This window comes from Klebsiella sp. GL120222-02 (genome assembly GCF_003097195.1).
In the GTDB taxonomy this organism is placed as follows: Bacteria; Pseudomonadota; Gammaproteobacteria; order Enterobacterales; family Enterobacteriaceae; genus Klebsiella; species Klebsiella variicola.
Map to the genome: position 1 here is coordinate 364,951 of NZ_QEQO01000001.1, position 25,847 is coordinate 390,797.

The window sequence follows — 25,847 nt, forward strand, 5'->3', positions numbered from 1 at the left end:
GCTAACGCTGATGGCGTATCGTCACCGATAAGAAAAGGGCCCGGATGGGCCCTTTTGCTTAGGTCGATCAGTGATGATCCGGGAGCGCGTAGGCGATGATGTAATCGCCGCGATCCGGTGACTGACGGGCGCCGCCAGCATTGATAATAATGTACTGCTTACCGGTTTTCGGTGAGACGTAGGTCATCGGGCCGGACTGGCTACCGACCGGCAGACGCGATTTCCAGATCTCTTTCCCGTTCGCGGTATCAAAGGCGCGCAGGTAGAAATCCTGGGTACCGGCGAAGAACAGCAGTCCGGACTGCGTCGACAGCGACGCGCCAAGGGTCGGCATGCCGATCGGAATGGGCATGTGCATCCGGATCCCCAGCGGCCCGGTATCTTCTACGGTGCCAACCGGTACCTGCCACACCAGTTTCCCGGTTTTCAGATCCACCGCGGACATGGTGCCGAACGGCGGTTTCTGGCACGGAATGCCCAGCGGCGACAGGAAACGTTCGCGCATGGCGCCAAACGGCGTACCTTCCATCGGCACGATGCCCATCTCGATCCCGCTGGCGTCTTTCGCCACCTTCGCGCGCGGCACCATATAGTTTGCGAGACCCAGACGCATATCGTTGACGAACATCAGGCTGTTGTTCGGATCCACCGAAACGCTGCCCCAGTTCATGCCGCCGAGCGAGCCCGGGAACTGCAGGGAACGGTCTTCACCTGGCGGGGTAAAGACGCCCTGATGGCGCATCTCTTTGAACTGAATACGGCACAGCAGCAGGTCGATCGGTGTCGCCCCCCACATATCGGATTCGGTCAACGTCTGGTTGCCGATCATCGGCATCCCTACCGAGTAAGGTTGCGTCGGAGAGTAGCGTTCCCCTTTGACGTTGCCCGCCGGTACCGGACGCTCTTCCACTTTGGCCACCGGCTCGCCGGTCTCGCGGTTGAGCATGAAGATCATGCCCTGCTTGCTGGTTTGCACCAGCACCGGGGTGGTACCACCCTTGCCGTCAGGCAGATCGTACAGCAGCGGCTGAGACGGCAGGTCAAAGTCCCACAGATCGTGGTGCGTGGTCTGGAAGTGCCAGCGCACCTGGCCGGTGGTGGCATCCACAGCCACGATAGAGGAGCTGTATTTATCGTCCAGCGCGGTACGTTCGCCGCCAAAGAAATCTGGCGTGGCGTTGCCGGTTGGCAGATAGATCAGATTCAGCTTCGCGTCGTAGGACATCGCCGACCAGACGTTTGGCGTACCGCGCGTATAGGTCTGACCTTCCGGCGGAACACCGGTCAGCGCTGGATTGCCGGGATCCCACGCCCACGCCAGTTTGCCGGTGTGGACGTCAAACGCGCGGACCACGCCCGGCGGTTCGCCGGTGGAGTAGTTATCCGCGACGCGGCCGCCCACCACTACCACATTGCCCGCTACCAGCGGGGTGGAGGTCTGCTGATAGTAGCCCGCTTTCACTTCACCCATGCCGACGCTGAGGTCGACAATACCGCCATCGCCGAAGCTTTCGCACAGTTTGCCGGTATCGGCATCAATGGCGATCAGGCGGGCGTCGATCGTCGGCAGGAACAGACGACGGGAACAGGCGGCAGGCTGCGTGCCTGACGCTGGCGCGGTTTGCGCCTGGCTATCTTCGTAATAGCCTAAGCCGCGGCAGCGCTGCCAGTTGGGCGAAGAGGATTTGGAGTCATAGCGCCATTTCTCTTTTCCGCTGTCCACATCCAGCGCCAGCACTTTGCTGTAAGGGGTGCAGACGTAGAGAGTATCGCCAATCTGCAGCGGGGTGTTTTGATCTTCCGCCCCGGAGCCATTGCTCTGCGGGATATCGCCAGTATGCGCCACCCAGGCCACCTGCAGCTGGTTGACGTTCTGTTTGTTGATTTGGTCCAGCGCGGCGAAACGGTCGCCGTGGGTGGTATTACCCCAGTGCGCCCAGTTTTTCTGCTGTTCGCCCGGCGCGACGGGCTTCACTGGCACCGCTTCAGTGGCGCTAACCAGTGGTTCGGATTTGAACATCCAGCCAAAGCTCACCGCCAGCGCCACGGCGAGAACGGCGGCGACGCCATATGCCGGGCCTTTTTTTGCCGGTGGGCTGGCGAGGAAAGGCCAGACCAGGGCGGCAAGGAAGGCCAGGACGCCGAGCGCAAACAGGCGCGAGAAGAGCGGCCAGTAGCTCCAGCCAGCGTCACTAATCGCCCAGATCACCGAGGCGATAAACGCCACGGCGTATAACAGAATACCGCCGCGGCGGTTGCGGAAAATCAACACCGCCGCGATGACCATGACCACGCCCATCAGCGCGAAGTACAGTGTACCGCCGACGAGGGCCAGTTTTGCCCCAAGAATACCCACAGCCAGACCGATGATGAGCATCAGTCCGGCGAGAAGCCACTGCAGGATCCGGGGGAATCCGCGCGGCGCGTTGCCAGTTGCCATGTAATCTCCTTAACCACTCCCGCCACTTCATCATGAACCAAATGAAACAGGTGTTTTCTGTTTTATTTTTGAATGAAGAGGTTTGTACCTTCATAAACGCAGGTTTATTGCTTGATGTGATTTCAAATGAACCATTTGGTGAAATCGCGATATGATAGATCTGTTAAAGAAATTTACGCAATTGTTAATGAATGATTTCGCACTAAATGATTATTTTGCTAAATGTGTTGCGCCGTCCGTCGCACCACATCGACGTACGTAGGCTCCCCGGCAGGGCTACCGGGGAGAAAGCGGGGTCAGGCAGGCATTGACTTGCGGATGGCGCTGAGCAAGGTTTGCGTACCTGGCGTGAGCGTCGCATCGACGCGGGTCAGAATGCCGATGGGCTCTCCGGCGCCCTGGGTGGCAATCGGCAGGGCGCTCAGCACACCCCGGCGAAGATCGTCTTTCACCGCCCCGGAAGGTACGAACCACACATAGTCAAAATCGACCGTCAGCTGGCGTGACAGCGAAGCCGAGAGGGTCTCGATACAGCCCGCGGGCATTTTACAGCCCTGGCTCTGGAGCAACGTTTCGGCGTTTTGCCGCGGTACGGTGCCCTTCGGCGAAACGACGACGGGCCACTCCATTACCCGGCTCAGGGTCACGGTCTCCTGAAGCAGGGGGTGTCCCGGGCGAACCACCAGTTTCAGGGATTCGAGGAACAGCAGTTCATAGTTGAGTCCACTCATCAGATCCGGGTCGGACATGCGTCCGATACCGATATCGATCTCCCCGGATTTTAACCCCGCCAGCAGCATGGTGTTGTTCATGGTGGCGACCTGCAGCGTGATGTCTTTTTGCTGCTTATGGAACTGGCCGATCACCGTTGGCAGGATCCCCAGCGCGGCGGTAGGCAGCGCGCCGATACGCACAATGTCGTTATTCAGCCCCTCTTTACGGTTCAGCGCCTGACCCGCTGAGTTAAGGGCATCAAGGACCTTAACGGCATGAGTCAGAAACTGTTCGCCGACCAGGGTGAGTTGCGCCCCCAGGCGGCCCCGCTCGAACAGCCGGGTACCGGTTAGCTGTTCAAGCTCGTTAAGCGTTTTCGAGAGTGCAGGCTGGCTCAGATTTAAAGTTTCAGCCGCGCGCCCCAGCGTTCCCTGTTGAGCGACGGCCACGAAGGTGTGTAGATGGCGCAAGCGAATGCGCTGACTGAAGAGACCATTTTTTTCCATAGTAGATGATGTTAAAAACACAGCGGTGAAAGAGACAAGCGGCCTTGTTTAAATTTGATAACCAGATAGCAAAATATTATTAACATTTGACCTGATTACATTACAAGATCTTTCCCCACGGTTTAAAACGCCTTACCCCGCTGGACGGGGGGAAGGCGTTTATCGGCGTGGCCGCTAGATATCGAAAAAGACGGTTTCGTTTTCGCCCTGCAGATAAATATCGAAGCGATAGATCACTTCCGAACCACGAACCTCGCGTTCGGCGATTAAGGTTTTGCGTCTCACTTCCCACTCGATCAGATTCAGCACCGGGTCGCTGGCGTTGGCCTCATGTTCATCGGCGAAATACATCCGCGTGTTCAGGCCAATGTTGATCCCCCGGGCGACCACCCACAGGTTGACGTGCGGCGCCATCAGGCGGCCATCGCGGCCGACAACCGGGCCCGGCTTAATGGTGTCAAAGCGCCAGACGCCGGAGGTGAAATCTGAGCAGGTACGCCCCCAGCCGCGGAAGGCCGGGTCGACGGCTTTCTGTTGCTGACGGTCATCAGGATGGTTATAGCGTCCTGCGGCGTTGGCCTGCCAGATCTCCAGCAGCACATCACGGACCGGTGTTCCGGAGCCGTCGATAACCCGGCCTTCAATGGTGATCCGCTCCCCGGTGGTATCCGCGGTGGTGAGGACCGGGCCAAAGTTTTTCTCAAAAATATGAAAGCCCGCGGCGTCAGGCGCCAGACCGATATGAACATAGGGTCCCGCCGTCTGCGAGGCGGTTTCAGGCAGATACTCTTTCATCGGGCGGCCCCCTGAGTGCGATTTTCAAACAGCGTGGCGCGATGGCCGCGCAGAACAAGGTCAAAGCGGTAGGCCAGACAATCCAGCGGTACGGCGGCGTGCATGTCCAGCTCGGCGATCAGCGTGCGCACGGCGTCGTCATTATTAATGGTTCGGACGATCGGACACTGTTTGATCAGCGGATCGCCTTCGAAATACATCTGAGTGATCAGGCGCTGCGCCCAGGCTTCACCCGAGAGCGAGAAATGAATATGCGCCGGACGCCAGTCGCTGGCCTGGTTACGCCACGGGTAGGGGCCGGGCTTGATAGTGCGAAAACAGTAATAGCCGTTTTCATCGGTCAGCACCCGGCCGCAGCCGCCGAAGTTCGGGTCAATCGGGGCCAGATACTGATCTTTTTTATGTCGGTAGCGGCCGCCGGCATTGGCCTGCCAGACTTCCACCAGGGTGTTTTTCATCGGTCGGCCAAAACCATCGCGCACGTAACCGTGCACAATGATCCGCTCGCCAATCGGCAGGCCTTCTTTGGCGTAATTAAGGATAAGATCGTTATCCAGAGGGCCCAGATCGTCACGGCTAAAGACCGGCCCGGTGATCTCTGACAATGAGTTCTGCAGGGAGATCAGGGCGTTCTTCGGTGAGCGCAGGACGCTGGTTTTATAGCCCGGCGCGTAAGCGGGCGGGTGGCTACTGTAATCGCGATGGATAACCTCGCGCGGGGACCATTTGTCGTTCATCGGGTACTCCGTGTAGACGGTAGAGGGGCATGTTGTTGTAATGTCGCCAGAAACAGTGTGTGTAAATGTATTGTTAATTTAAAGTGAAATTACCGGGTGTTTTTCATAACCGTGGGTTATGTTTTGTGCAATGATTGCTAGCGGAAGCAGGTTATCGCCATCACAGTTTGTAAATTCTTCCCCCCGCCAGGAGGCAGCTTTCCTACACTCCAGGAAGTATTCACTGGAGGTAACACATCATGGCGAACACCATCACGGCTGATGAGATTCGGGAGCAGTTTTCGCAGGCCATGTCGGCTATGTACCAGCAGGAAGTTCCGCAATACGGGACGCTGCTGGAGCTGGTGGCTGACGTCAATCTGGCGGTACTGGAAAATAATCCGCAGCTGCATGAACAACTGGCCAATGCCGACGAGCTGGCGCGCTTAAACGTGGAGCGCCACGGCGCAATCCGCGTGGGCACAGCGGAGGAACTGGCGACGCTGCGTCGCATGTTTGCCATCATGGGGATGTATCCCGTCAGCTATTACGATCTCTCGCAGGCCGGCGTGCCGGTCCATTCCACGGCCTTTCGTCCCATCGACGATGCCGCGCTGGCGCGCAATCCGTTTCGGGTTTTCACCTCGCTGCTGCGCCTGGAGCTGATTGAAAATCGCGCCCTGCGCGAGCGGGCCGAGGCCATCCTTGCCCGGCGCAAAATCTTTACCCCCCGCTGTCTGGCGCTGATTGCGCAGTATGAAGCTGAGGGCGAATTCACCTCTGCCGACGCGCGCGAGTTTGTGCAGGAGGCGCTGGAGACCTTCCGCTGGCACCGGCATGCCACCGTCGATGAGGAGACCTACCATGCTCTGCATCGCGAGCACCGCCTGATTGCCGATGTGGTCTGCTTTCCGGGATGCCATATCAATCACCTCACGCCGCGGACGCTGGATATTGACCGCGCCCAGGCCCTGATGCCCGAGTGTGGTATTGAACCCAAAGCGCTGATTGAAGGGCCACCGCGCCGGGAGGTCCCGATCCTCCTGCGGCAGACCAGCTTTAAGGCGCTTGAGGAGCCGGTGATGTTCGCCGGTGAGCATAAAGGCACCCACAGCGCCCGCTTTGGCGAAATTGAGCAACGCGGCATTGCGCTAACGCCAAAAGGACGCGCACTGTACGACCGACTGCTGCAGGCGGCAGGGACAGGAAAGGACAATCTCAGCCATCAGCTGCATCTGCAGGAGGTATTCCGCGAATTCCCCGACAGCGAATTTCTGCTCCGTCAGCAGGGGTTGGCCTGGTTTCGCTACCGCCTGACGCCCGCCGGCGAGGCGCATCGCCAGGCGTTTCGCCCGGGGGACGATCCGCAGCCGCTGATTGAGCGCGGGTGGGTGGTCGCCCAGCCGATTATTTATGAAGATTTTTTACCGGTCAGCGCGGCGGGCATTTTTCAGTCTAATCTGGGCAACGAAACGCAGGCGCGCAGCCACGGGAATGCCAGCCGCGAAGCCTTTGAGACGGCGCTGGGCTGCCCGGTGGAGGATGAGTTTGCCCTGTACCGACAGGCGGAGGAGCGCAGCAAACGACGTTGCGGTCTGCTGTAAAATCAGTACCCTGCTGGCATCAGCCTTACAGGGAGCAGGTTATGCAACATCCGTCGAAACCGTTGGCGAAAACCCGCCAGGGAACCGTATCCGGGAGCGCAGAGCAGGGGATCCATATCTGGCGCGGCATTCCGTATGCCGCGCCGCCTGTGGGCCCGCTGCGCTGGCGCGCGCCGCAGCCTCCTGCCCGCTGGCAGGGCGTCCGCCAGGCCGACGCCTTTTCCGCCGCCAGCTGGCAGGACATTGACTACTGCCGTGAGCTCGGCGGCGGCGATCCCGGCGCTTTCAGCGAAGACTGCTTATATCTCAATATCTGGGCACCTGCTGCTGCGGCGCAGCCGCTGCCGGTGATGGTCTGGCTGCACGGCGGCGGGTTTACCATCGGCGCCGGCAGCCTGCCGCCTTACGATGGCAAAGCGTTAGCCAGCCGCGATGTGGTGGTGGTGACGGTCAACTACCGGCTGGGCCATCTCGGCTTTTTCGCCCATCCGGCGCTGGAAGAAGAGGCGGGCGAACGTCTCTATAATTTCGCGCTGCTCGATCAGATTGCCGCCCTGCAGTGGGTTCAGGAGAATATCCACGCCTTCGGCGGGGATGCCGCCAACGTCACGCTGTTTGGCGAATCCGCCGGGGCGCGCAGCGTGCTGTCGCTGATGGCCTCGCCGAAAGCGAAAGGGTTGTTCCATAAAGCGATTATTCAGAGCGGGTATACGTTACCCGACCTGCCGCGAGAGAAGGCGCTGGAGAAAGGCCGCCTGCTGGCGGAACACTTTGCCTTACCGCAAGCCAGCGCTGAGGAATTGCGGGCGATCCCGGCGGAGGCCTTCTGGTCGCTCACCGCGCCGCTGAACACAGGGCCGGCCCCCATCGTCGGCGACGCGGTGCTGCCGCAGCCGATGCTGGAGACCTTTTTTGCCGGGCGCCAGCATCCAATGCCGGTGATGATCGGCTCCAACAGCGATGAAGCCAGCGTGATGGCCGTGTTTGGCGTCGATATCGCCGGGCAGATCCAGAAGCTGCGCCGTGAGCGCCGCCTGGGACTGGGGCTGATCAAACTCCTTTATCCCGGCGTGAAGGGCGATGAGGCGCTGGGGCGGGAAGTGTGCCGCGACATGGCCTTCACCACCCTCGGCTATGTGGTGATGCAGGCGCAGCAGCGCGTGGGGCAGCCGTGCTGGCGCTACTGGTTTGATTATGTTGCGGAGGCGGAGCATGACACCTATCCGCACGGCGCCTGGCATGGCAACGAGGTGCCCTACGTGTTTGATAACCTGCGGTTGACCGACCCGGTGTGTCAGTATGCCAGCGAAGCGGATCTGGCCTTCGCCGCTCAGGTGGCTGACTATTGGGCCCAGTTTGCCCGCGTCGCCAGCGGCGACCAGGCGCTTGCCGGCGCGGTACGCTGGCCAGCGTGCCTGCGCGGACGGGATCGTCTGTTGCGCATTGGCCTGCATAAGCGTGCCGGCTTTAAAGTGGAAAATCGCTTTATGCGCGCCCGGCTGGCGCTGTTTCGCCGGGTGATGAAGCATCACGTGACGCTGGAGTAAATACGCTGAGGTGCGGCTGAGCAACTGCCGCCACCGGTTGGTGGCGGCATTCACTCACATCACAACCACGGGCTTTATCACCTTGCCAGACGCCGAATCGGCGAAAGCCTGGTTGATATCGGCCAGCGGGTAGCGAACGATAAGCTTATCGATAGGGAATTTCCCCTGCTTATACTGCTGCACCAGCAGTGGAATAAACAGCGCCGGGACGGCATCACCCTCAATCACCCCGACCAGCGACTTGCCCTCCGCCATCAGATCGTTCTGCACGTTAAAAGTGATATCCCCGGTAAAGCCGACGATGGCCACCGTACCTAATGGTTTCACCGCGTGCACGGCCTGCAGCACGATGGCCGATACGCCAGTGGTTTCTACCGCGTAGTGAGCGCCTTTGCCGGTGATCTGTTTGATCAGGGCGACGGCATCCTGTTCCTTGCCATTGATCTGATGGGTGGCGCCCAGTTCGCCCGCGAGGGCGAGGCGACTGGCATGAATATCGACAGCGATGATCTGCGAACAGCCGGTTAATTTCGCCGCCATGATGGCGCTGAGCCCCACGGCGCCGCAGCCAAACACCACAATGGATTCCCCAATCACCGGTTTCAGGCGGTTGAGCACCGTCCCGCTGCCGGTCTGGATGCCACAGCCCAGCGGGCCGAGCAGGGTGAGATCGACCTCCGGGTCGACCACCACGGCGTTGCTGGCGCGGGTGACCACATACTGGCTGAAGGACGACTGGCCAAAGAACAGGGACAGATCCTGATCGCCCAGCCGATAGGGGGTGGTGCCATCCTCGCGTCGGCCGCCAAAATTAAGCGTATTAAAATCTTCGCAAGCTGAAGGGTGGTTGCTTAAACAATTTTCGCAATGGTGGCAGGCGGCATAGCTGAGCACCACGTGGTCTCCGACTCTGATACCGCTGACCGCCTCCCCGACGCTGGCGACGATCCCGGCGCCTTCATGGCCGAGGATGGCAGGCATAGGCACCACTCCCGGGTTATCGCGCATCACCGCGTCGGTATGACAGACCCCGGTGGCGACAATTTTCACTAATATCTCATCCTTCCCCGGAGGGGAGACGTCGACATCCTTGATGACGAAAGGTTGCTGGTAGCCCAGCGTGACGGCTGCTTTCACTTGCATGGCATGACTCCTGAATGAATTCCCTGGAGAGCGTGGCGGGACAGCCCGAACGGCTCTCCCGTGTTGGCCGCTAACATGAAGAAATATAGCGGTTACCGGTGAAAAGTTAGCACCGGATGTGGCGGAAATTTGCGCCAATCGTGCCTAAAAAAAACGCAGGGCGGCGGGGCATAGGTGTGATGAATATACCGAAGCGAGGAAGAGCTATCCGCTCAATGGTCAGGCGAAAAAGCGGCCGGCAGTCTGTTCTTTCCCCGGCCGCACGTCGAAGGAAAAGTAAAAAAACGGGTTGTTCCGGTAGACAGGGCTTTTTTACCTTTTTTCTGCGGGCAACAATTGGATTATTAATCGTTTTTGTCTAGAGTGGGCGGAATTTATCACGCAGCGTGATGACGCGTTGCGAATCAATTCACCCGTGCAGAAGGACGCTTTCTCAGGCATGAACCGCAGACGTTTTCTTAAATCTTCCATGGCTGTTGCCGCCGTATGCGGGACGTCAGGAGTCGCTTCCTTATTCAGTCAGGCCGCTTTTGCCGAAGACGCGGGTATTGCCGACGGGCAAACGCGTCGTTTCGATTACACCGTGCTGCAGGCGATGGCCCACGATCTGGCGCGCCAGCCATGGGGCGGCGCCCCGCGCGATCTGCCGCCGACGCTGGCCAATCTGACTCCGCAGGCTTATAACAGCATCCAGTATGACGCCAACCACTCGCTGTGGAACAACATCGAAGAACGCAAACTGGACATCCAGTTTTTCCACGTCGGGATGGGGTTCCGTCGCCGCGTGCGGATGTTCTCTCTTGACGCCGCCACTCAGCAGGCGCGCGAGATCCATTTCCGCCCTGAGCTGTTTAAGTACAATGACGCCGGGGTCGACACCCGCCAGCTGGAAGGGCAGTCCGACCTCGGCTTCGCCGGATTCCGGGTGTTTAAAGCGCCGGAGCTGGCGCGCCGCGATATCGTGGCGTTCCTTGGCGCCAGTTATTTCCGCGCGGTAGACAGCACCTACCAGTACGGCTTGTCGGCTCGTGGGCTGGCGGTAGACACCTTTACCGATACCCCGGAAGAGTTCCCTGATTTCACCTCCTTCTGGTTCGAAACGGTTAAAGGGGACGCCACGGTCTTTACCGTTTATGCGCTGCTGGATAGCCCGAGCATCACCGGGGCCTACAAGTTCACCATCCATTGCCAGGATACCCAGGTCATCATGGACGTGGAAAACCACCTTTATGCCCGCAAGGACATCAAACAGCTGGGTATCGCGCCGATGACCAGTATGTTCAGCTGCGGCAACAACGAGCGCCGGATGTGCGATACCATCCACCCGCAGATCCACGACTCCGATCGGCTGTCGATGTGGCTGGGGAACGGCGAATGGGTCTGCCGGCCGCTGAATAACCCGCAGAAGCTGCAGTTCAACGCCTTCCAGGACAAGAACCCGCGCGGCTTCGGTCTGCTGCAGCTGGACCGCGATTTCTCCCATTACCAGGACGTGATGGGCTGGTATAACAAGCGCCCCAGCCTGTGGGTTGAGCCGCGTAACCAGTGGGGGAAAGGGGCGGTCAGCCTGATGGAGATCCCAACCACCGGCGAAACGCTGGATAATATCGTCTGCTTCTGGCAGCCGGAAAAAGCGGTGAAGGCGGGCGACGAACTGGACTTCCGCTACCGTCTCTACTGGAGCGCGCAGCCGCCGGTGAGCACCCCGCTGGCGCGTGTGCTCGCCACCCGCACCGGGATGGGGGGCTTCCCGGAAGGCTGGGCGCCGGGCGAGCACTATCCGGATAAGTGGGCGCGTCGTTTTGCCATCGATTTTGTCGGCGGCGATCTGAAGGCCGCCGCGCCGCGCGGTATTGAACCGGTGATCACCCTCTCCAGCGGGGAAGCGAAGCAGATTGAGATCCTCTACGTCGAGCCGTTCGATGGCTACCGGATCCTCTTCGACTGGTATCCGACCTCCGACTCGACCGACCCGGTGGAGATGCGCCTGTTCCTGCGCTGTCAGGGCGAAGCCATCAGCGAAACCTGGCTCTATCAGTACTTCCCGCCGGCGCCGGATAAACGTAACTACGTTGACGACCGGATCATGAAATAATCCCGTGACAGCCGCGGCCCGCAGGCAACCCCTGCGGGCCAGTAGAGAGCCCCATGACTACAGACATTCCCGCAGTACCTGAGACGATCCCGGTGACCGACGCGCTGACGCTTATCGCGATTGATGAGCGCTACGTCAGCGATCTGCACCAGCTGGTGGTGAAAAACCGCCACTGGCTGCAGCAATCGCTCAACTGGCCCGCCGAAGTGAACAGCGAAGAGGAGACCCGCCGCCATGTGCAGGGTAACGTGATTCTGCATCAGCGGGATTACGCCAAAATGTTTTTGCTGTTTCTCGACCATCGACTCGTGGGCGTCCTGTCGTTCAACCAGATCGAGCCGCAGAACAAAACGGCCTATATCGGCTACTGGATCGATGAAGATCACCAGGGGCAGGGGCTGCTTTCCCGCTCCCTGCAGGCCTTTATCCACCATTATGCCCGCAGCGGGCTGGTGCGCCGGTTTGTGATCAAATGCCGGGTGGCCAATACCCGCAGTAACCAGGTGGCGTTGCGCAATGGGTTCGTTCTTGAAGGTTGCCTCAGGCAGGCTGAGTATCTGAACGGCAGCTATGACGATCAGAATATTTACGCGCGCATTATTGACCGCGACGAGGCGCTAGAGGGCGCCTAACAGCGGCGTGCGGGTGATGTGCTGCTGGCCGTCAAGCGTTTTCGGGCCGCGCAGATGAATGGCCTCTCCCTCCTGTGCGGCAATCTGCACCTCGTCATTGATGGAGACCTGGTGCTCAACGATCACATCGCCGATGATGACTGTCCGCCCCTGGATCAGCACATCGTCGTCGAGCAGAATCGGACCACCGCGCAGCTGCGCCTCGCCCCCGACCATCGCCCGGTGCTTTAACAGGCAGTTGCCTTCAATTACCGCATTCTCCGCCACCTGCGAACTGTAGCGCACGGTGGGAATAGCATCCTCTCCGCGACCGGCGATCAGTCGCGCATGACCATAAACCCGGGCGTTATCGCACACCCAGACGTCGTTTTCTTCGTTCCCCTCCAGTCTTGCCTGGTCGAACACTTCTGCCCGATGTTCGACAAAAGCGTGCTCGACAAAGGCATCGCCGTAGATTTGCGCCTGATGAAGAATACGCGAGGCGCTAACGGTGGCTCGCTGATAAATCTGCAGGACTTTGTCGCGATCGGCGGTCAGTCCGCGGGCGGCAATCACCTGGCAGTGGGGCAGGAGACGCGCCTCGTCGGCGAGGCGACAGTAACCGCGCACCAGACTATGATTAACCGTGACGTTGTCACTTATCTGCGCGTGATGGCTAATGTGCGAGGCATGAATGCATGCCCGTCCGCCGATGGCGGCCTCGTGGCTGACCACGCAGGGCCCGGTTAAGCGAGCGTCGTCGCGGATACTTGCCCCGGCGAAAACCACGCTGTTGGCATCATAGATCCAGCACTCTCCCTGTTGGCTGAGAGCGCTTTCCGCGTCCACCCAACCGCCTTCGCTGCCTGTTTTGACGTCAGCGAAATCGATAAGCGCCACTATCTGGCGCAGGGTGACGCTCTGTTTGCCAGCCTCTTCCTGGTAACAATACTGCCTGGTCTGTTCGCTGAGACGGTATTTACGCATTCCCGATCCTCATTACTTATGGTTAACATAAACATAGCAAAGATCGCCGTAGCGCGCGGGATAAGGTTCCTTTAAAATGCAACTTCAAATTAAATTGATATCATCAACAAAATGAAGAGCAAGCAAACGCCGCGGCAGGCGCTGAACCTGCCGGCAGGCTATTTTGGTATGGTGCTCGGCACCATCGGAATGGGCTTCGCCTGGCGCTACGCCAGCACGCTCTGGCCGGTTAGCCGCAGCATCGGCGATGGTCTGGTGATGCTGGCGATCGCGATGTGGACTCTGCTCAGCATGGCGTTTATCAGCCGGGCAATTCGCTTTCCGGCGAGCGTGCTACGGGAGATGCGTCATCCGGTCAGCAGCAGCTTTGTCAGCCTGTTTCCGGCCACCACGCTGCTGGTGGCGATCGGGCTGGTGCCCTGGTGGCGACCGCTGGCGCTGGGATTGTTTGTGCCGGGGGTGGCGCTGCAGCTTGCCTATGCCGCCTGGCAAAGTGGCGGCTTGTGGCGGGGGACGCATCCTCACGAGGCCACCACGCCGGGGCTCTATCTGCCCACGGTGGCCAATAATTTCATTAGCGCGATGGCCTGCGGCGCGCTGGGATTTACCGACGCCGGGCTGGTGTTCCTCGGCGCCGGGGTCTTTTCCTGGTTGAGCCTCGAGCCGGCGATCCTCCAGCGTCTGCGCAGCGCGGGCGAGCTGCCGACGCCGCTGCGCACCTCGCTGGGGATCCAACTGGCGCCTGCGCTGGTGGCCTGCAGCGCCTGGCTCAGCGTCAACGGTGGGGAAGCGGATACCTTCGCGAAGCTGCTGTTTGGTTACGGCCTGCTGCAGCTACTGTTCATGCTGCGCCTGATGCCCTGGTATCTTCGCCAGCCGTTCAATGCTTCCTTCTGGAGCTTCTCGTTCGGTATTTCCGCGCTGGCCACTACCGGCCTGCATCTCGGCCAGGCCAGGGCGGACGGCTTTTTTCACCATCTGGCAATGCCGCTGTTTATTTTTAGCAATCTGGTTGTCGGCCTGCTGTTACTGCGCACAATTTTGCTGTTGGTGAGCGGGAAACTGCTGGTACAGGTCGACCGGGAAACACTCCTGAATAAGAAGGAAGGATCATGACAACGCGTGACGCGGATTATTTTAGTGATAAATATGGCCTGACACGCACCCATTCCGAGGTGCTGCATGCTGCGACAGTGGTGCCTCCGGGGCGGGCGCTGGATCTGGGCTGTGGCAACGGGCGTAACAGCCTTTATCTGGCGGCGAACGGATTCACGGTGACGGCGTGGGATAAAAATCCGATGAGCATCAATAATCTGGAAAGTATTCGCGCTGCCGAGGCGCTGGAAAATCTCCGCACCGCGGTAACCGACCTCAATAGCCTGACCTTTGATGGGGAATATGACCTGATCCTCTCCACCGTGGTGATGATGTTCCTGGAGCCTGACACCATCCCGGGCCTGATCGCCAATATGCAGCGCTGCACCGCCGCCGGCGGCTATAACCTGATTGTGGCGGCAATGGATACCGAAGATTATCCCTGCGCCGTCGGCTTCCCGTTTGCCTTTAAACCCGATGAGCTTCGTGATTATTACCAGGGCTGGGAGCTGCTGAAATACAATGAGGACGTCGGCGAGCTGCATCGCACCGACGCCAACGGCAATCGCATCAAACTGCGCTTCGCCACCCTGTTGGCGCGCAAGCCTGCCTGATACGCGGCGGCGTGGGGAATCAGGACGTTGCCCGCGCCGCGTAGTAAGGTGAAGAGCAGGGAAAATAAGTGAGGAAGTCACCGTATAAAAGAGGGATAAAAAGCAGCCTTCTGCCTGTTTTAAGTGATTATTTAATAACGTAATGTTCATCCTATCAATATTTATAAATCTTCCTTGACGAAGCCCTTTTTTTGTCACAAAACTAGTGGGTCCTATTTGCTATAACGTCTGCCGAAAAAAAACTGCATTTACAGGGATCTCTCTATGCGTACTCGCGTTTTACTGAAAGTCGCCGCTCTGGCGGGAATATTGGCGTTGACCGGCTGTGCGGCGAAAGTGGCGCAACCGAATCAGTATTCGGGCTTCTTAAAAGATTATTCCAGTTTGAAAGAAACGACCTCTGCCTCCGGCAAGCCGGAGCTGCGCTGGATCGATCCGAACTTCAATCCAGCCAACTATGACAATATCGTTTATCACCCGGTGACCTACTATCCGGTACCGAAGCCGACCACCCAGGTAGGGGATAAGGCGCTGCAGGATATTCTTAACTACACCAACAAAGAGCTGAAACAGGCTATTTCCGAGCGTAAACCGCTGGCCACTACCGCCGGCAAGCGCAGCCTCATCTTCCGCGGGGCGATCACCGGGGTGGACTCCAGCAAAGAGGGGCTGCAGTTCTATGAAGTGATCCCGGTCGCTATGATTGTCGCCGGCACCCAGGCCGCCACCGGCCATCGTACCATGGACACCGATCTGTACTTTGAGGCGGAGGTCATTGACGCCAGCACCAATAAGCCGGTGATCAAGGTTGTTCGTAAAGGGGAAGGCAAAACCCTGGCGAATGAGAATACGCCGCTGACCGTCGATACCCTGAAGCAGGTGATCGATGATATGGCGGTCGACGCCGTCAAATTCGATCCCTCTCAGCGTTAATCGTGCCAGCGCCGTCTGGCGACGGCGCTGTTTCTCTTCTGTCTCCTCAGGCCAGCCTTCGGCGCAGCAGCAGCTGTTCCGGTTTGGCAAACATTACCAGGTTACCCAACAGGATCAGCGCCAGCCCGATCACGGCGTTGCTGTGCCAGACATACCCTTCATAGACGGTGGAAATGGATAATGCGACCAGCGGAAACAGCAGCGTACTGTAGGCGGCTTTGCTGGCGCCAATGCGCCCCACCAGAGTGAAATAGGCCCCAAAGGCAATGACCGAACCGAACAGCGCCAGGTAAAGCAGGGCGCCGAGGTAGCTGACGGTCCACTCCGGCATAAAATTATCGCCACGTAGCAGGGCGATCGCGCCCATCACCAGCGTCCCGTAGAGCATCGCCCAACTGTTGGTGGTGAGGGTTTCCAGCCCTCGCCGCTGGTGGCGAATGCTGAACATATTGCCCAGTGAAAAGCCGTAGGTGCCCAGGGCGCTCAGACCGATCCCCCACAGCAGCGAGGCGTTAAGCCCATTGGCCAGCAGGTCATCCCAGAACAGGGTGACGATACCGGCGAGGCCCAGCGCGGCGGCGGCCCAGAAGCGGCCCGGCGGCTGCTGGCGAAAAAAAAGAAAGCTGTTAATGGCGTTAAACAGTACGGCCATGGAAAAGATCACCGATTCCAGACCGGTGTTGATCCAGGCCGCGGCGGTATAAAAACACCAGAAATTAAAGCAGAAGACGCAGCAGCCCTGCAGCAGGCAGCAAAAGTGATCTTTCGCGCCCAGCGGCCGTAGCCGTCGCGTGACAAGCAGAATCGTCAGCATCGTGATGCTGGCCACGGCAAAGCGCCAAAAAATGGATACCGGCGCCGCCACCGGCCCTTGTTGTAAAAAAATCGCAATCCACGTTGTCCCCCAGATCACGACAACGAGTGCATAAAGTAATGCGTTCACCCTGACTCTCCTCTGCTTGTTGAAGGGAGGAGTATGCCGCCTGTCGCAACCGGCAGCTTTCACCCGCTTGTTGTCGGCTTGCAAATTCTTGCGCTTATTTGTCATTCGCCTGCGGTGAGGACTGGAAACCGCGCCGGAGTCTCCCTAGACTAGAGCTTTTACGGGCAGATGCGTGAAGGCAATGGGTTACGGGACGTTTGAAACATTACGGCGACAGAACGCGGTGCTGCGGGGCACGGTGGAGCTGAATTCCGGAATTCAACTGGCCGCCTGGTACAACAATTGCGATACCGTGACGGTGCGCAGCGATCACCATACGTTGAGCCTGTACGTCGCCGATGGCTATGAAAGCTATCAAAAGACGCCGCACGGCTGGAAAAATGGCGGCGGCCCGGATCGCTTTTGTCTGATGCCGAAAGGCGATGAGAGCGTCTGGGATATCCGCGGCGATCTGTCTTTTGTGCATCTCTACTGTACCGATGAGCACCTGCGCCGCGTCGGCGAAGAGGTGTGGGATCGTAGCCCGGCAAACTTCACCCTGCAGGAAAAAACCTTCGCCAGCGATGACAAAATCACCGCGGTGTACCGCCAGTTTTTACTGGCCAATGACTGGCGACAGCCGGCGAACCAGTTGACCCTCAGCGCCGCCAGCAGCTTACTGCTCACCCATCTGATCCAGCACTACTCCACCGTGCAGTGGCGTTTGCCGACGGTCACCGGAGGGCTGGCGCCGGGCGTGAAGCGTCACGTGCTGGCCTGGATCGATGCCCACCTCGATCAGCCGCTGACCCTGGCCGACCTGGCGCAGCAGGCGGGACTCAGTGAGTTCCATTTTGCCCGCATGTTCCGCCAGTCGTTGAATATGGCCCCGCATCAATATGTGATGCAGCAGCGAATGGCCAGGGCGCAAAATCTGCTCTGCCACAGCGCGCTGCCGTTAACGGAGATTGCGCTGGCCTGCGGCTTCAGCTCCGCCAGCCATTTCAGCCATCGGGTGAAAGCGGCCACCGGCCTGACGCCGTCCCAGCTAAGGGCGGCGCAGCGCGGATAACACGCCATAGCTTACCCCACCAAGCACCACGCCCCAGAAGGCCGAACCAATTCCCGCCAGCGTCACGCCGCTGGCGGTGACCAGGAAGGTCAGCACCGCCGCATCGCGCTCACTGGCCTGATGTACCGCCTGAAACAGGCTGCCGCCGATGGTGCCGAGCAGCGCCAGGCCGGCCAGCATCTGGATCCACGCCGCGGGTAAAGCCGACATCAGGGCGGTGATCGATCCGCCGAACAGACCTGCCAGCAGATAAAAACCGCCTGCGGCCATGGCCGCCAGCCAGCGCTGTTGCGGATCCGGGTGCGCCTCCGGACTCTGGCAAATCGCAGCGGTGATCGCCGCGATGCAGATGGAGTAGACCCCAAACGGCGCCAGCACCAACGCCAGACCTCCACAGGCGACGAGCAGCGCCGATACCGGTACGGTGTAGCCGGATGCCTGCAGCGTGGCGAACCCGGGGGCGTTCTGCGAGGCCATGGTGACGAGGAAAAACGGCAGGCCGACACTGAGCAGCAGCGCCGGGGTAAACTGCGGCGCGATCCACTCTGGTGCCGCGAAGGCCAGCGGTACGGCCGTCCTGGCGACGTCCCCGGAGGCCGCCGCGATCAGCGCCCCCACCACCAGCGCGGCGACTACCGCGAAGCGGGGCCACAGCGCTTTACAGAGAAGCCAGGCGGCGAGCATGCCGCCGCACAGCAGCAGATGGTCCTGTAAGCCGGCGAAGGCCTGCAAACCGAAACGCAGCAGGATCCCGGCCAGCATCGCGGCGGCCAGTGAATGGGGAATGATCTTCATCAGCCGGGCAAACAGGCCCGTCACGCCGCAAAGGACGATCAGCGCGTTGGCAAAGATAAACACCCCCACGGCCTCGGCGAGGGTGACTCCCTGTAGACCGCTGACCAGCAGCGCGGCGCCCGGCGTTGACCAGGCGGTGAGCACAGGAACTTTACGCCAGCCGCTCAGCGCAAGGGTGCTGATACCCATGGCGAGGCCAAGGGCCGTCATCCAGCCGGCGATCTGCCCGGGGGTAGCGCCAGCAGACGCAGCAGCCTGCCAGATAATGGCGGCTGAACTGGCGTAGCCCACCAGTACAGCGACGAAACCCGCCAACAGAGTGGGAAGAGGAAGGGTAAACGAGCGCATAGGATTCTCTTGTGCGTTATAACATACAAATACTCTATCACTGTGCGTTATAGCGCACAAGGTGCGGATGTGGAGAGCGTAAGACACCTGTTCTCACGGTGATATGCCGAGAAACGCCCTGTAGAATCAGGCAAATGGGGATATACTCTTGCCTGTACAAGTCAGGAGGTAGGATGAATATTGCGCAACATCTGGCGGCAACGCTCAAAACCCTGCGCCAGCAGCGTGGCTGGAGTCTCTCGCGTCTGGCAGAAGAGACGGGGGTGTCGAAAGCCATGCTGGGGCAGATTGAGCGTAATGAATCGAGCCCGACGGTGGCGACGCTGTGGAAGATTGCCACCGGGCTGAACGTGCCGTTTTCGGCGTTTATCGTTCCGGACGCCAGCGCAGCGCCTTCCGCTTTTGATCCGCAGCAGCAGGCGATGGTGGTGACCCCGGTCTTCCCGTGGGACCCGGAGCTGCGCTTTGACCATTTTTCGATAACCCTTGCCCCCGGCGCGTTGAGCGAATCGACGCCGCATGAGAAAGGGGTGATTGAACATGTGGTGGTGATTAGCGGCGCCCTGGATCTCTGTTTACAGGGGGAGTGGCATTTACTGCAGCCAGGGGAGGGACGGCGCTTCGCCGGCGATGAGGCGCATGCGTATCGTAACCGCGGCGTTCAGGCGGCCCATTTCCATTCTCTTATCCATTATCCAAAAGAAAAAACCGCGGGCGAACCCGCGGCCAGACAAGATGACTGATGATAACCACTCACAACGTGACGAGGAAAATCCGGAATACGAGATGACAGTACGCTGCGCGAGGATGTGAAGGAACTATCTTTTCCGTCAATACTTTGCTGAAAAATGAAAATTCGTCGTCGCGCGACGGTGGAAAAGGTTTTCGTCTGTACCCGGTTCTGACTACAATAGCCGCCATTTCGACCCCCTTATACTGGATAACAACACGCGTATGCGCCTGCACAATCATCGTCTTGAACTTCTTAGTCCTGCCCGCGACGCCGGTATCGCTCGCGAAGCGATCCTCCACGGCGCCGACGCCGTTTATATCGGTGGGCCTGACTTTGGCGCTCGTCACAATGCCAGCAACAGCCTGAGCGACATCGCCGGTCTGGTGCCTTTTGCCCATCGCTATGGCGCCAAAATCTTTGTCACGCTGAACACCATTCTGCATGATGATGAGCTGGAGCCGGCGCAGCGGCTGATTACCGATCTTTATGAGGCGGGCGTTGACGCGCTGATTGTGCAGGATATGGGGATCATGGAGCTGGATCTGCCGCCGATTGAGCTGCACGCCAGCACCCAGTGTGATATCCGCAGCGTGGAAAAAGCGAAATTTCTCTCCGACGCCGGCTTCAGCCAGATCGTGCTGGCGCGTGAACTGAATCTCAGTCAGATCAAAGCTATTTATGACCATACCGACGCTACCATTGAATTCTTTATTCATGGCGCGCTGTGCGTGGCCTATTCCGGGCAGTGCAACATTTCGCACGCCCAGACCGGACGTAGCGCCAACCGGGGCGACTGCTCGCAGGCTTGCCGCCTGCCGTATACCCTGAAAGACGATCAGGGACGGGTGGTGGCCTATGAAAAACATCTCCTGTCGATGAAGGACAACGATCAGACCGCCAACCTGGCGGCGCTGATCGACGCCGGGGTACGTTCCTTCAAAATTGAAGGCCGTTACAAAGACATGAGTTATGTGAAAAACATCACTGCGCACTACCGTCAAATGCTGGATGCCATTATCGAAGACCGCGGCGATCTGGCGCGCGCCTCGGCAGGGCGCACCGAGCACTTCTTCATTCCCTCTACCGATAAAACCTTCCATCGCGGCAGTACCGACTACTTCGTCAATGCCCGCAAAGGCGATATCGGCGCGTTTGATTCGCCGAAATTTATCGGGCTGCCGGTGGGCGAAGTCTTGAAGGTGGGGAAAGACCATCTTGATGTCGATGTGAGCGAACCGTTAACCAACGGCGATGGCCTTAACGTGATGATCAAGCGTGAAGTGGTGGGCTTCCGTGCCAATACGGTGGAGAAAACCGGCGAAAATCGCTATCGGGTGTGGCCGAACGAGATGCCGGCGGATCTGCACAAAGCGCGTCCGCACCAGGCGCTCAACCGTAACCTCGATCACAACTGGCAGCAGGCGCTGCTGAAGACCTCCAGCGAACGCCGCATCGCCGTGGACGTTACGCTGAGCGGCTGGCAGGAACAGCTGGTTCTGACCATGACCTGTGAAGATGGCGTCAGCGTGACCCATACTCTCGACGGAGCGTTCGCCGAAGCCAATCAGGCAGAAAAAGCGCTGGCCAATTTGCGTGACGGCGTCACAAAACTGGGGCAGACCATTTACTACCCACGCGACGTGCAGGTCAACCTGCCGCCACTGTTTGTCCCCAACAGTCTGCTCAACCAGCTGCGTCGTGAAACGGCTGAAATGCTGGACGAAGCGCGCCTCAACGCCTGGCAACGCGGCACCCGCAAGCCGGTCTCCGTACCGCCGCCGGTCTATCCGGAGACCCATCTCTCCTTCCTCGCCAACGTCTATAACCATAAGGCGCGGGCCTTTTACCAGCGCTATGGCGTGCAGCTGATTGACGCCGCCTATGAAGCGCACGAAGAGAAGGGCGATGTGCCGGTGATGATCACCAAACACTGCCTGCGGTTTGCGTTTAATCTTTGTCCGAAACAGGCGAAAGGCTCCATCAAGAGCTGGAAAGCCACGCCGATGCAGCTGATCCACGGCGATGAAGTGCTGACCCTGAAGTTTGACTGTCGCCCGTGCGAAATGCATGTCGTCGGGAAGATTAAAAACCACATCCTCAAAATGCCGCTTCCCGGGAGCATCGTCGCTTCCGTCAGCCCGGATGAGCTGATGAAGACCCTGCCGAAGCGCAAAGGAGCCTGATCCAGCGCGACGCTACGGGCAATGCGGCGCCCGCGGTTTGCGGGCATCCTGCCAGCGGTGATGCTCGTTCAGATCGGCGGCGGCCTCCTCGCACTGGCTGCGAAGCTCGTCGCTGTCCGCCTCGTGCAGCAGTTGCTGTTCGAGGCTCTGCACCGGAAAGTAATCGTGCCCCTGGCGGTGGGCCAGCAGATGTCCTGAAAACAGCGCGCACAGCAACAGCAGCGCGCTCATGCTTCTCCTCAACATACCTTTTCTCTGCGAATCAATGGGGTGGGCTTACTATGCCAGGCGTTGTGCAGGTTTTTTTCTCGGCTTCTCAAAGAAGGGCAAGAGTTTGTCAATGTCAGCTGAAAGAAGGTGAAAAAAAGCCTGGCGCAGAAGGCCAGGCCTGAGGGGTTATGCTTTTGGCGGCAGCGGTTTCCCGCTGTGCTCGCCGCCTTTTGGCGGCTGCTTGCCGTCACGCTGCGGCTGCTTGCCGTCACGCTGCGGCTGCTTGCCGTCACGCTGCGGCTGCTTGCCGTCACGCTGTGGCTGCTTGCCGTCACGCTGCGGCTGTTTGCCATCTCGTTGTGGCTGCTTGCCGTTGTGTTGCGCTTGCTTACCATCGTGTTGGCCGTTTTTCGCCAGCGGTTTACCCTGATGCTGCGCGCCTTTTTCTGGCGGCGGTGGTGGGTTGTCGGCAGCGAACGCCCATGACGATATTCCCAGCGTCATCACGGCGGACAGTAAAGCTAACTTCTTCATAGCAATATCCTTTCTTCTGATGTATCGCCGTATTTCATCAGGCAAAAGTGAAGATAAGATGGAGAAATCCCTTTTCGGACTTCTCTGCATCCCACTCAGACTTTTAGCCCTGCGGCGGTCATCAGCAGGCGAAACAGCAGGCTGATGGCGGCCAGCGTCAGTACGCTGCCTCCCCAGAGCGCGATCAGCCACAGCAGACGTTTAGGCCAGGCAGTATGCATCAGTGATATCCCTCCCCGGGCTGAACTTTGCCGCGGAACACGTAATAGCTCCAGCAGGTGTAGCCAAGAATGACCGGAATAATCAGCAGTGCGCCCACCAGCATAAAGCCCTGGCTTTGCGGGGGAGCGGCAGCCTGCCACAGCGTGATGGCCGGCGGGATAATATGCGGCCAGATGCTGATCCCCAGTCCGCTAAAGCCGAGAAAGACCAGGCCCAGCGTCAGCGTGAAGGGCGAAACATGGCGGTCGCGCTGATGCAGCGTACGCCACAGCCAGCCGCTGATGAGGATCACCAGCAGCGGCACCGGCAGCAGGAAATAGAGATTCGGCAGGCTGAACCAGCGGGCGGCAATTGCCGGGTGCGCCAGCGGAGTCCACAGGCTGATGACGGCAAACACCGCCAGCAGGGCAACCAGCAGCTGCCGCGATGCGCTTCGCATCCGCTGCTGCAGCGCGCCTTCGCTTTTCATCACCAGCCAGGTGGCGCCGAGCAGCGCATAGGCCACGCACAGCCCGAGTCCGCAAAACAGGCTGAACGGGGTCAGCCAGTCAAACATGCCGCCGCTGAAGGCGCGACCGCTGACGGTGAAACCGTTGATCACCGCCCCGACCACCACGCCCTGGCTGAAGGTCGCCAGCAAGGAACCGCCAAAAAAGGCACGGTCCCAGAAGGGCCGGTGCGACGGGGTGGCCTGGAAGCGAAACTCAAAGGCGACGCCGCGAAAAATCAGGCCGATCAGCATCAGGGTCAGGGGGATCGACAGGGCGTCGATTATCACCGCGTAGGCGAGGGGAAAAGCGCCAAACAGACCAGCGCCGCCCAGTACCAGCCAGGTCTCATTGCCATCCCACACCGGGGCGACGCTGTTGACCATTACGTCGCGCTCGGTGCTGCCCCGTACTGTGCCGAACAACATCCCGATGCCCAGATCAAAGCCATCCATGACAATGTACATCAGCGTGGCAAAGACGATAATCACGAACCAGATCACCGATAATTCGATACCCATTAGCGGGACTCCTTCTGCAGATAACCTTCAGTGGCGGCGGACAGCGGGCGGGCTGGCGTACCGGTTGTCGCGGGCTGCACCTCCTGCGGCCCCTTGCGGATCAGGCGCAGCATATAGCTGTAGCCGACGCCGAAGACGGCGCTGTAGACCACGATAAAGGTCAATAAACTGACCGACATATGCAGATCGCCGTGGGCGGAAACGGCGTCTGCAGTGCGCTGAACGCCATACACCACCCATGGCTGACGGCCCACTTCGGTGGTTACCCAGCCAGCGAGAATAGCAATCAGTCCTGAAGGGCCCATCCATAGCGCAAAGCGCAGAAATGGCCGGGAATGGTACAGTCGGCCGCCGCGACGCAGCCACAGGGCCAGTACGCCGAGCAGGAGCATTAGCATGCCAAGACCGGCCATCAGGCGAAACGACCAGAACACCACGGTAGCGTTCGGGCGATCCTCAGGAGCGAACTCCTTCAACGCCGGCACCTGTTTATCAAGGCTGTGGGTGAGGATCAGGCTGCCCAGGGCCGGGATCTCAAGCCCGTAGCGGGTGCGCTCCTGCGCCATATCAGGCCAGCCAAACAGCAGCAACGGCGTTGCCTCGCCCGGCGGGTTTTCCCAGTGGCCCTCAATGGCGGCTATTTTCGCCGGCTGGTGTTTCAGGGTATTCAGACCATGCATATCGCCGATCAGCGCCTGGACGGGGGCGACCAGCAGCGTCATCCAGAGCGCCATCGAGAACATCTTACGGATCGCCGGCGACTGATTGCCGCGCAGCAGATGCCAGGCCGCCGAGGCGCCGACAAACAGCGCGCTACTGAGAAACGCCGCCACTGTCATATGCAGTAAGCGGTAGGGGAACGACGGGTTAAAGATCACTGCCAGCCAGTCGACGGGCACCACCTGGCCGTCAACGATCTCAAACCCCTGCGGGGTCTGCATCCAGCTGTTGGAGGCGAGGATCCAGAAGGTCGAGATGATGGTGCCCAGCGCCACCATGCAGGTGGCGAAAAAATGCAGCCCCGGCCCTACGCGGTTCCAGCCGAAGAGCATCACCCCGAGAAAGCCCGCTTCCAGAAAGAACGCTGTCAGGACTTCATAGGTCAGCAGGGGGCCGGTAATGCTCCCCGCGAACTGAGAGAAACCGCTCCAGTTGGTGCCGAACTGATAGGCCATCACCAGCCCGGAAACCACCCCCATGCCGAAGTTGACGGCGAAGATTTTCGACCAGAAGTGGTACAGCGAACGCCAGGTGGGATTTTTGCTTTTTAGCCACAGACCTTCGAGTACCGCCAGGTAGCTGGCCAGCCCAATAGTAATGGCGGGAAAGATAATATGAAATGAGACCGTAAAGGCGAATTGAATTCGCGCAAGATGGAATGCATCAAGACCGAACATGCAGGACTCCACTACAAAATTGATTCAGCGCAATTTTAGGCAGGGTGGTGGCTGGGGGGCAGAGGCAGTCGCGCCATTTTTTATCATAACAGTTGGCCGCTGTTATGATTTTTCACCTCGCGTCCAGATCATCGGCCGGCACGAATAAATACCGATGGGGTGGGTCGCTTAACCAACAGACCAGCGGAGATTTGGCCGTTATCCCGGGAGCGGTTGATCGGCGGACTCGGCCGCCGGCACGGCACTGTTTCTGGCCGGAATAATATATCCCGAATATCACACGGTGCTGTATTAATTCTTGCGATAATGCACAACGAGTTTTAGCGTCATTTATTCTCACGCATTAGTATGAGAATAAGTAAAAACGCTGAGCGGGTTAATCGTAAATTAAATAATAATAAATTGTCGACTCCGTGGGTAATTTGTACTGTATGCGCTCGGGAATAAATAAAAAGGAATGCCCATGTCTGAAAAAGGATTACAGAGTTTGTGCATTACGCTCGGCGTGATGATTATCTTCTGGTTTGCGTTAATCTCACTATTCTGGGTGGTGATATTTTAAACCTATCCCGTGCTATGACGGGACGCGACTGCCGCTGCAGATATAACAGTTACAGCAAAC

General features: G+C 59.1%; 24 protein-coding genes. 10 read left to right on the plus strand and 14 right to left on the minus strand.

Translation table 11 applies throughout. From position 1 onward, the window contains the following. Positions 1-67: 67 nt before the first annotated feature. The 4 genes from N438_RS01830 to pcaH all read right to left on the minus strand — a co-directional run bounded on the left by N438_RS01830 (position 68) and on the right by pcaH (position 5,192). Positions 68-2,440 (minus strand): glucose/quinate/shikimate family membrane-bound PQQ-dependent dehydrogenase, encoded by a 2,373-nt coding sequence (locus tag N438_RS01830; RefSeq protein WP_012541540.1) that lies wholly within the window; start codon positions 2,438-2,440, stop codon positions 68-70. A gap of 296 nt (positions 2,441-2,736) precedes the next feature. Then, positions 2,737-3,660 (minus strand): LysR substrate-binding domain-containing protein, encoded by a 924-nt coding sequence (locus N438_RS01835; protein WP_012541541.1) that lies wholly within the window; start codon positions 3,658-3,660, stop codon positions 2,737-2,739. Between the two features lie 174 nt (positions 3,661-3,834). Beyond that, the gene (gene pcaG, locus N438_RS01840) at positions 3,835-4,455 is read right to left on the minus strand and encodes a protocatechuate 3,4-dioxygenase subunit alpha (RefSeq protein ID WP_072045454.1); all 621 of its coding nucleotides are present in this window, start codon (positions 4,453-4,455) and stop codon (positions 3,835-3,837) included. Further along, positions 4,452-5,192 carry a protocatechuate 3,4-dioxygenase subunit beta gene (gene pcaH, locus N438_RS01845; protein WP_008804660.1) on the minus strand — a complete coding sequence of 247 codons (741 nt, stop codon included), beginning with the start codon at positions 5,190-5,192 and terminating at the stop codon, positions 4,452-4,454. Before pcaH ends, pcaG begins: the two co-directional genes overlap by 4 nt. Before the next feature lie 239 nt (positions 5,193-5,431). On the opposite strand from pcaH, the gene N438_RS01850 reads away from it, so the two are divergent. Both N438_RS01850 and N438_RS01855 read left to right on the plus strand, forming a co-directional pair. Next, positions 5,432-6,775 carry a VOC family protein gene (locus N438_RS01850; protein ID WP_008804661.1) on the plus strand — a complete coding sequence of 448 codons (1,344 nt, stop codon included), beginning with the start codon at positions 5,432-5,434 and terminating at the stop codon, positions 6,773-6,775. Between the two features lie 41 nt (positions 6,776-6,816). Continuing rightward, positions 6,817-8,322, plus strand: coding sequence for a carboxylesterase/lipase family protein (locus tag N438_RS01855; RefSeq protein ID WP_032730519.1), 1,506 nt, complete (start codon positions 6,817-6,819; stop codon positions 8,320-8,322). Positions 8,323-8,376: 54 nt separating this feature from the next. Here the strand turns inward: N438_RS01855 and N438_RS01860 are convergent, their stop codons facing one another. After that, positions 8,377-9,465 (minus strand): NAD(P)-dependent alcohol dehydrogenase, encoded by a 1,089-nt coding sequence (locus N438_RS01860; protein WP_012541544.1) that lies wholly within the window; start codon positions 9,463-9,465, stop codon positions 8,377-8,379. 439 nt (positions 9,466-9,904) lie between these two features. Here N438_RS01860 and N438_RS01865 point away from each other — a divergent pair, with 439 nt between their 5' ends. Together N438_RS01865 and rimL are read left to right on the plus strand one after the other, a co-directional pair. Beyond that, positions 9,905-11,560, plus strand: coding sequence for a glucan biosynthesis protein (locus tag N438_RS01865; protein WP_012541545.1), 1,656 nt, complete (start codon positions 9,905-9,907; stop codon positions 11,558-11,560). 53 nt (positions 11,561-11,613) lie between these two features. Further along, positions 11,614-12,192: a 50S ribosomal protein L7/L12-serine acetyltransferase gene (rimL, locus tag N438_RS01870; protein WP_008804665.1), complete on the plus strand. Its 579-nt coding sequence runs from the start codon at positions 11,614-11,616 to the stop codon at positions 12,190-12,192. Here rimL and ydcK read toward each other — a convergent pair. Further along, positions 12,178-13,158 carry a YdcK family protein gene (gene ydcK, locus N438_RS01875; protein WP_043875192.1) on the minus strand — a complete coding sequence of 327 codons (981 nt, stop codon included), beginning with the start codon at positions 13,156-13,158 and terminating at the stop codon, positions 12,178-12,180. The genes rimL and ydcK overlap by 15 nt on opposite strands. A gap of 111 nt (positions 13,159-13,269) precedes the next feature. On the opposite strand from ydcK, the gene tehA reads away from it, so the two are divergent. From tehA to N438_RS01890, 3 genes are all read left to right on the plus strand, one after another. Then, positions 13,270-14,274, plus strand: a complete 1,005-nt coding sequence (tehA, locus tag N438_RS01880) for a dicarboxylate transporter/tellurite-resistance protein TehA (RefSeq protein WP_039103663.1) — start codon at positions 13,270-13,272, stop codon at positions 14,272-14,274. Next, entirely contained in the window at positions 14,271-14,867 is a 597-nt protein-coding gene (gene tehB / locus N438_RS01885; protein ID WP_116696039.1) for a tellurite resistance methyltransferase TehB, read from the plus strand. Before tehA ends, tehB begins: the two co-directional genes overlap by 4 nt. 264 nt (positions 14,868-15,131) lie before the next feature. Then, positions 15,132-15,800, plus strand: a complete 669-nt coding sequence (locus N438_RS01890; RefSeq protein ID WP_116696040.1) for a DUF3313 domain-containing protein — start codon at positions 15,132-15,134, stop codon at positions 15,798-15,800. Positions 15,801-15,846: 46 nt separating this feature from the next. Here N438_RS01890 and N438_RS01895 read toward each other — a convergent pair whose 3' ends face one another. Continuing rightward, positions 15,847-16,743, minus strand: a complete 897-nt coding sequence (locus N438_RS01895) for a DMT family transporter (protein WP_016161183.1) — start codon at positions 16,741-16,743, stop codon at positions 15,847-15,849. 181 nt (positions 16,744-16,924) lie between these two features. Here N438_RS01895 and N438_RS01900 point away from each other — a divergent pair, with 181 nt between their 5' ends. Beyond that, complete coding sequence (locus N438_RS01900; RefSeq protein ID WP_008804671.1) at positions 16,925-17,794, plus strand: AraC family transcriptional regulator; 870 nt, start codon at positions 16,925-16,927, stop codon at positions 17,792-17,794. Here the strand turns inward: N438_RS01900 and N438_RS01905 are convergent. Next, on the minus strand, positions 17,771-18,937 hold the full coding sequence (locus N438_RS01905) for a benzoate/H(+) symporter BenE family transporter (RefSeq protein ID WP_064160438.1): 1,167 nt from the start codon (positions 18,935-18,937) through the stop codon (positions 17,771-17,773). The genes N438_RS01900 and N438_RS01905 overlap by 24 nt on opposite strands. Before the next feature lie 173 nt (positions 18,938-19,110). On the opposite strand from N438_RS01905, the gene N438_RS01910 reads away from it, so the two are divergent. Next, complete coding sequence (locus tag N438_RS01910) at positions 19,111-19,680, plus strand: XRE family transcriptional regulator (protein ID WP_008804673.1); 570 nt, start codon at positions 19,111-19,113, stop codon at positions 19,678-19,680. 10 nt (positions 19,681-19,690) lie between these two features. Here N438_RS01910 and N438_RS01915 read toward each other — a convergent pair whose 3' ends face one another. After that, positions 19,691-19,858 carry a hypothetical protein gene (locus tag N438_RS01915; protein WP_162493250.1) on the minus strand — a complete coding sequence of 56 codons (168 nt, stop codon included), beginning with the start codon at positions 19,856-19,858 and terminating at the stop codon, positions 19,691-19,693. A 33-nt stretch (positions 19,859-19,891) separates the two neighbouring features. Between N438_RS01915 and N438_RS01920 the strand changes: the two genes are divergently transcribed. Then, positions 19,892-21,853 carry a U32 family peptidase gene (locus N438_RS01920; RefSeq protein ID WP_116696041.1) on the plus strand — a complete coding sequence of 654 codons (1,962 nt, stop codon included), beginning with the start codon at positions 19,892-19,894 and terminating at the stop codon, positions 21,851-21,853. A 12-nt stretch (positions 21,854-21,865) separates the two neighbouring features. Here N438_RS01920 and N438_RS01925 read toward each other — a convergent pair whose 3' ends face one another. The 5 genes from N438_RS01925 to N438_RS01945 form a co-directional block, all read right to left on the minus strand. Further along, a complete protein-coding gene (locus N438_RS01925) occupies positions 21,866-22,099 on the minus strand; it encodes a DUF2554 family protein (RefSeq protein ID WP_012541554.1) in 234 nt (77 codons plus the stop codon). A 150-nt stretch (positions 22,100-22,249) separates the two neighbouring features. Next, positions 22,250-22,597, minus strand: a complete 348-nt coding sequence (locus tag N438_RS01930) for a hypothetical protein (RefSeq protein ID WP_116696042.1) — start codon at positions 22,595-22,597, stop codon at positions 22,250-22,252. A 95-nt stretch (positions 22,598-22,692) separates the two neighbouring features. Then, positions 22,693-22,818 carry a DUF2474 domain-containing protein gene (locus N438_RS01935; RefSeq protein WP_002907461.1) on the minus strand — a complete coding sequence of 42 codons (126 nt, stop codon included), beginning with the start codon at positions 22,816-22,818 and terminating at the stop codon, positions 22,693-22,695. Next, positions 22,818-23,828 carry a cytochrome d ubiquinol oxidase subunit II gene (cydB, locus tag N438_RS01940; RefSeq protein ID WP_008804677.1) on the minus strand — a complete coding sequence of 337 codons (1,011 nt, stop codon included), beginning with the start codon at positions 23,826-23,828 and terminating at the stop codon, positions 22,818-22,820. The genes N438_RS01935 and cydB overlap by 1 nt, the downstream gene beginning before the upstream one ends. Further along, a complete protein-coding gene (locus N438_RS01945; RefSeq protein WP_008804678.1) occupies positions 23,828-25,225 on the minus strand; it encodes a cytochrome ubiquinol oxidase subunit I in 1,398 nt (465 codons plus the stop codon). The genes cydB and N438_RS01945 overlap by 1 nt, the downstream gene beginning before the upstream one ends. Positions 25,226-25,847 lie beyond the last annotated feature (622 nt).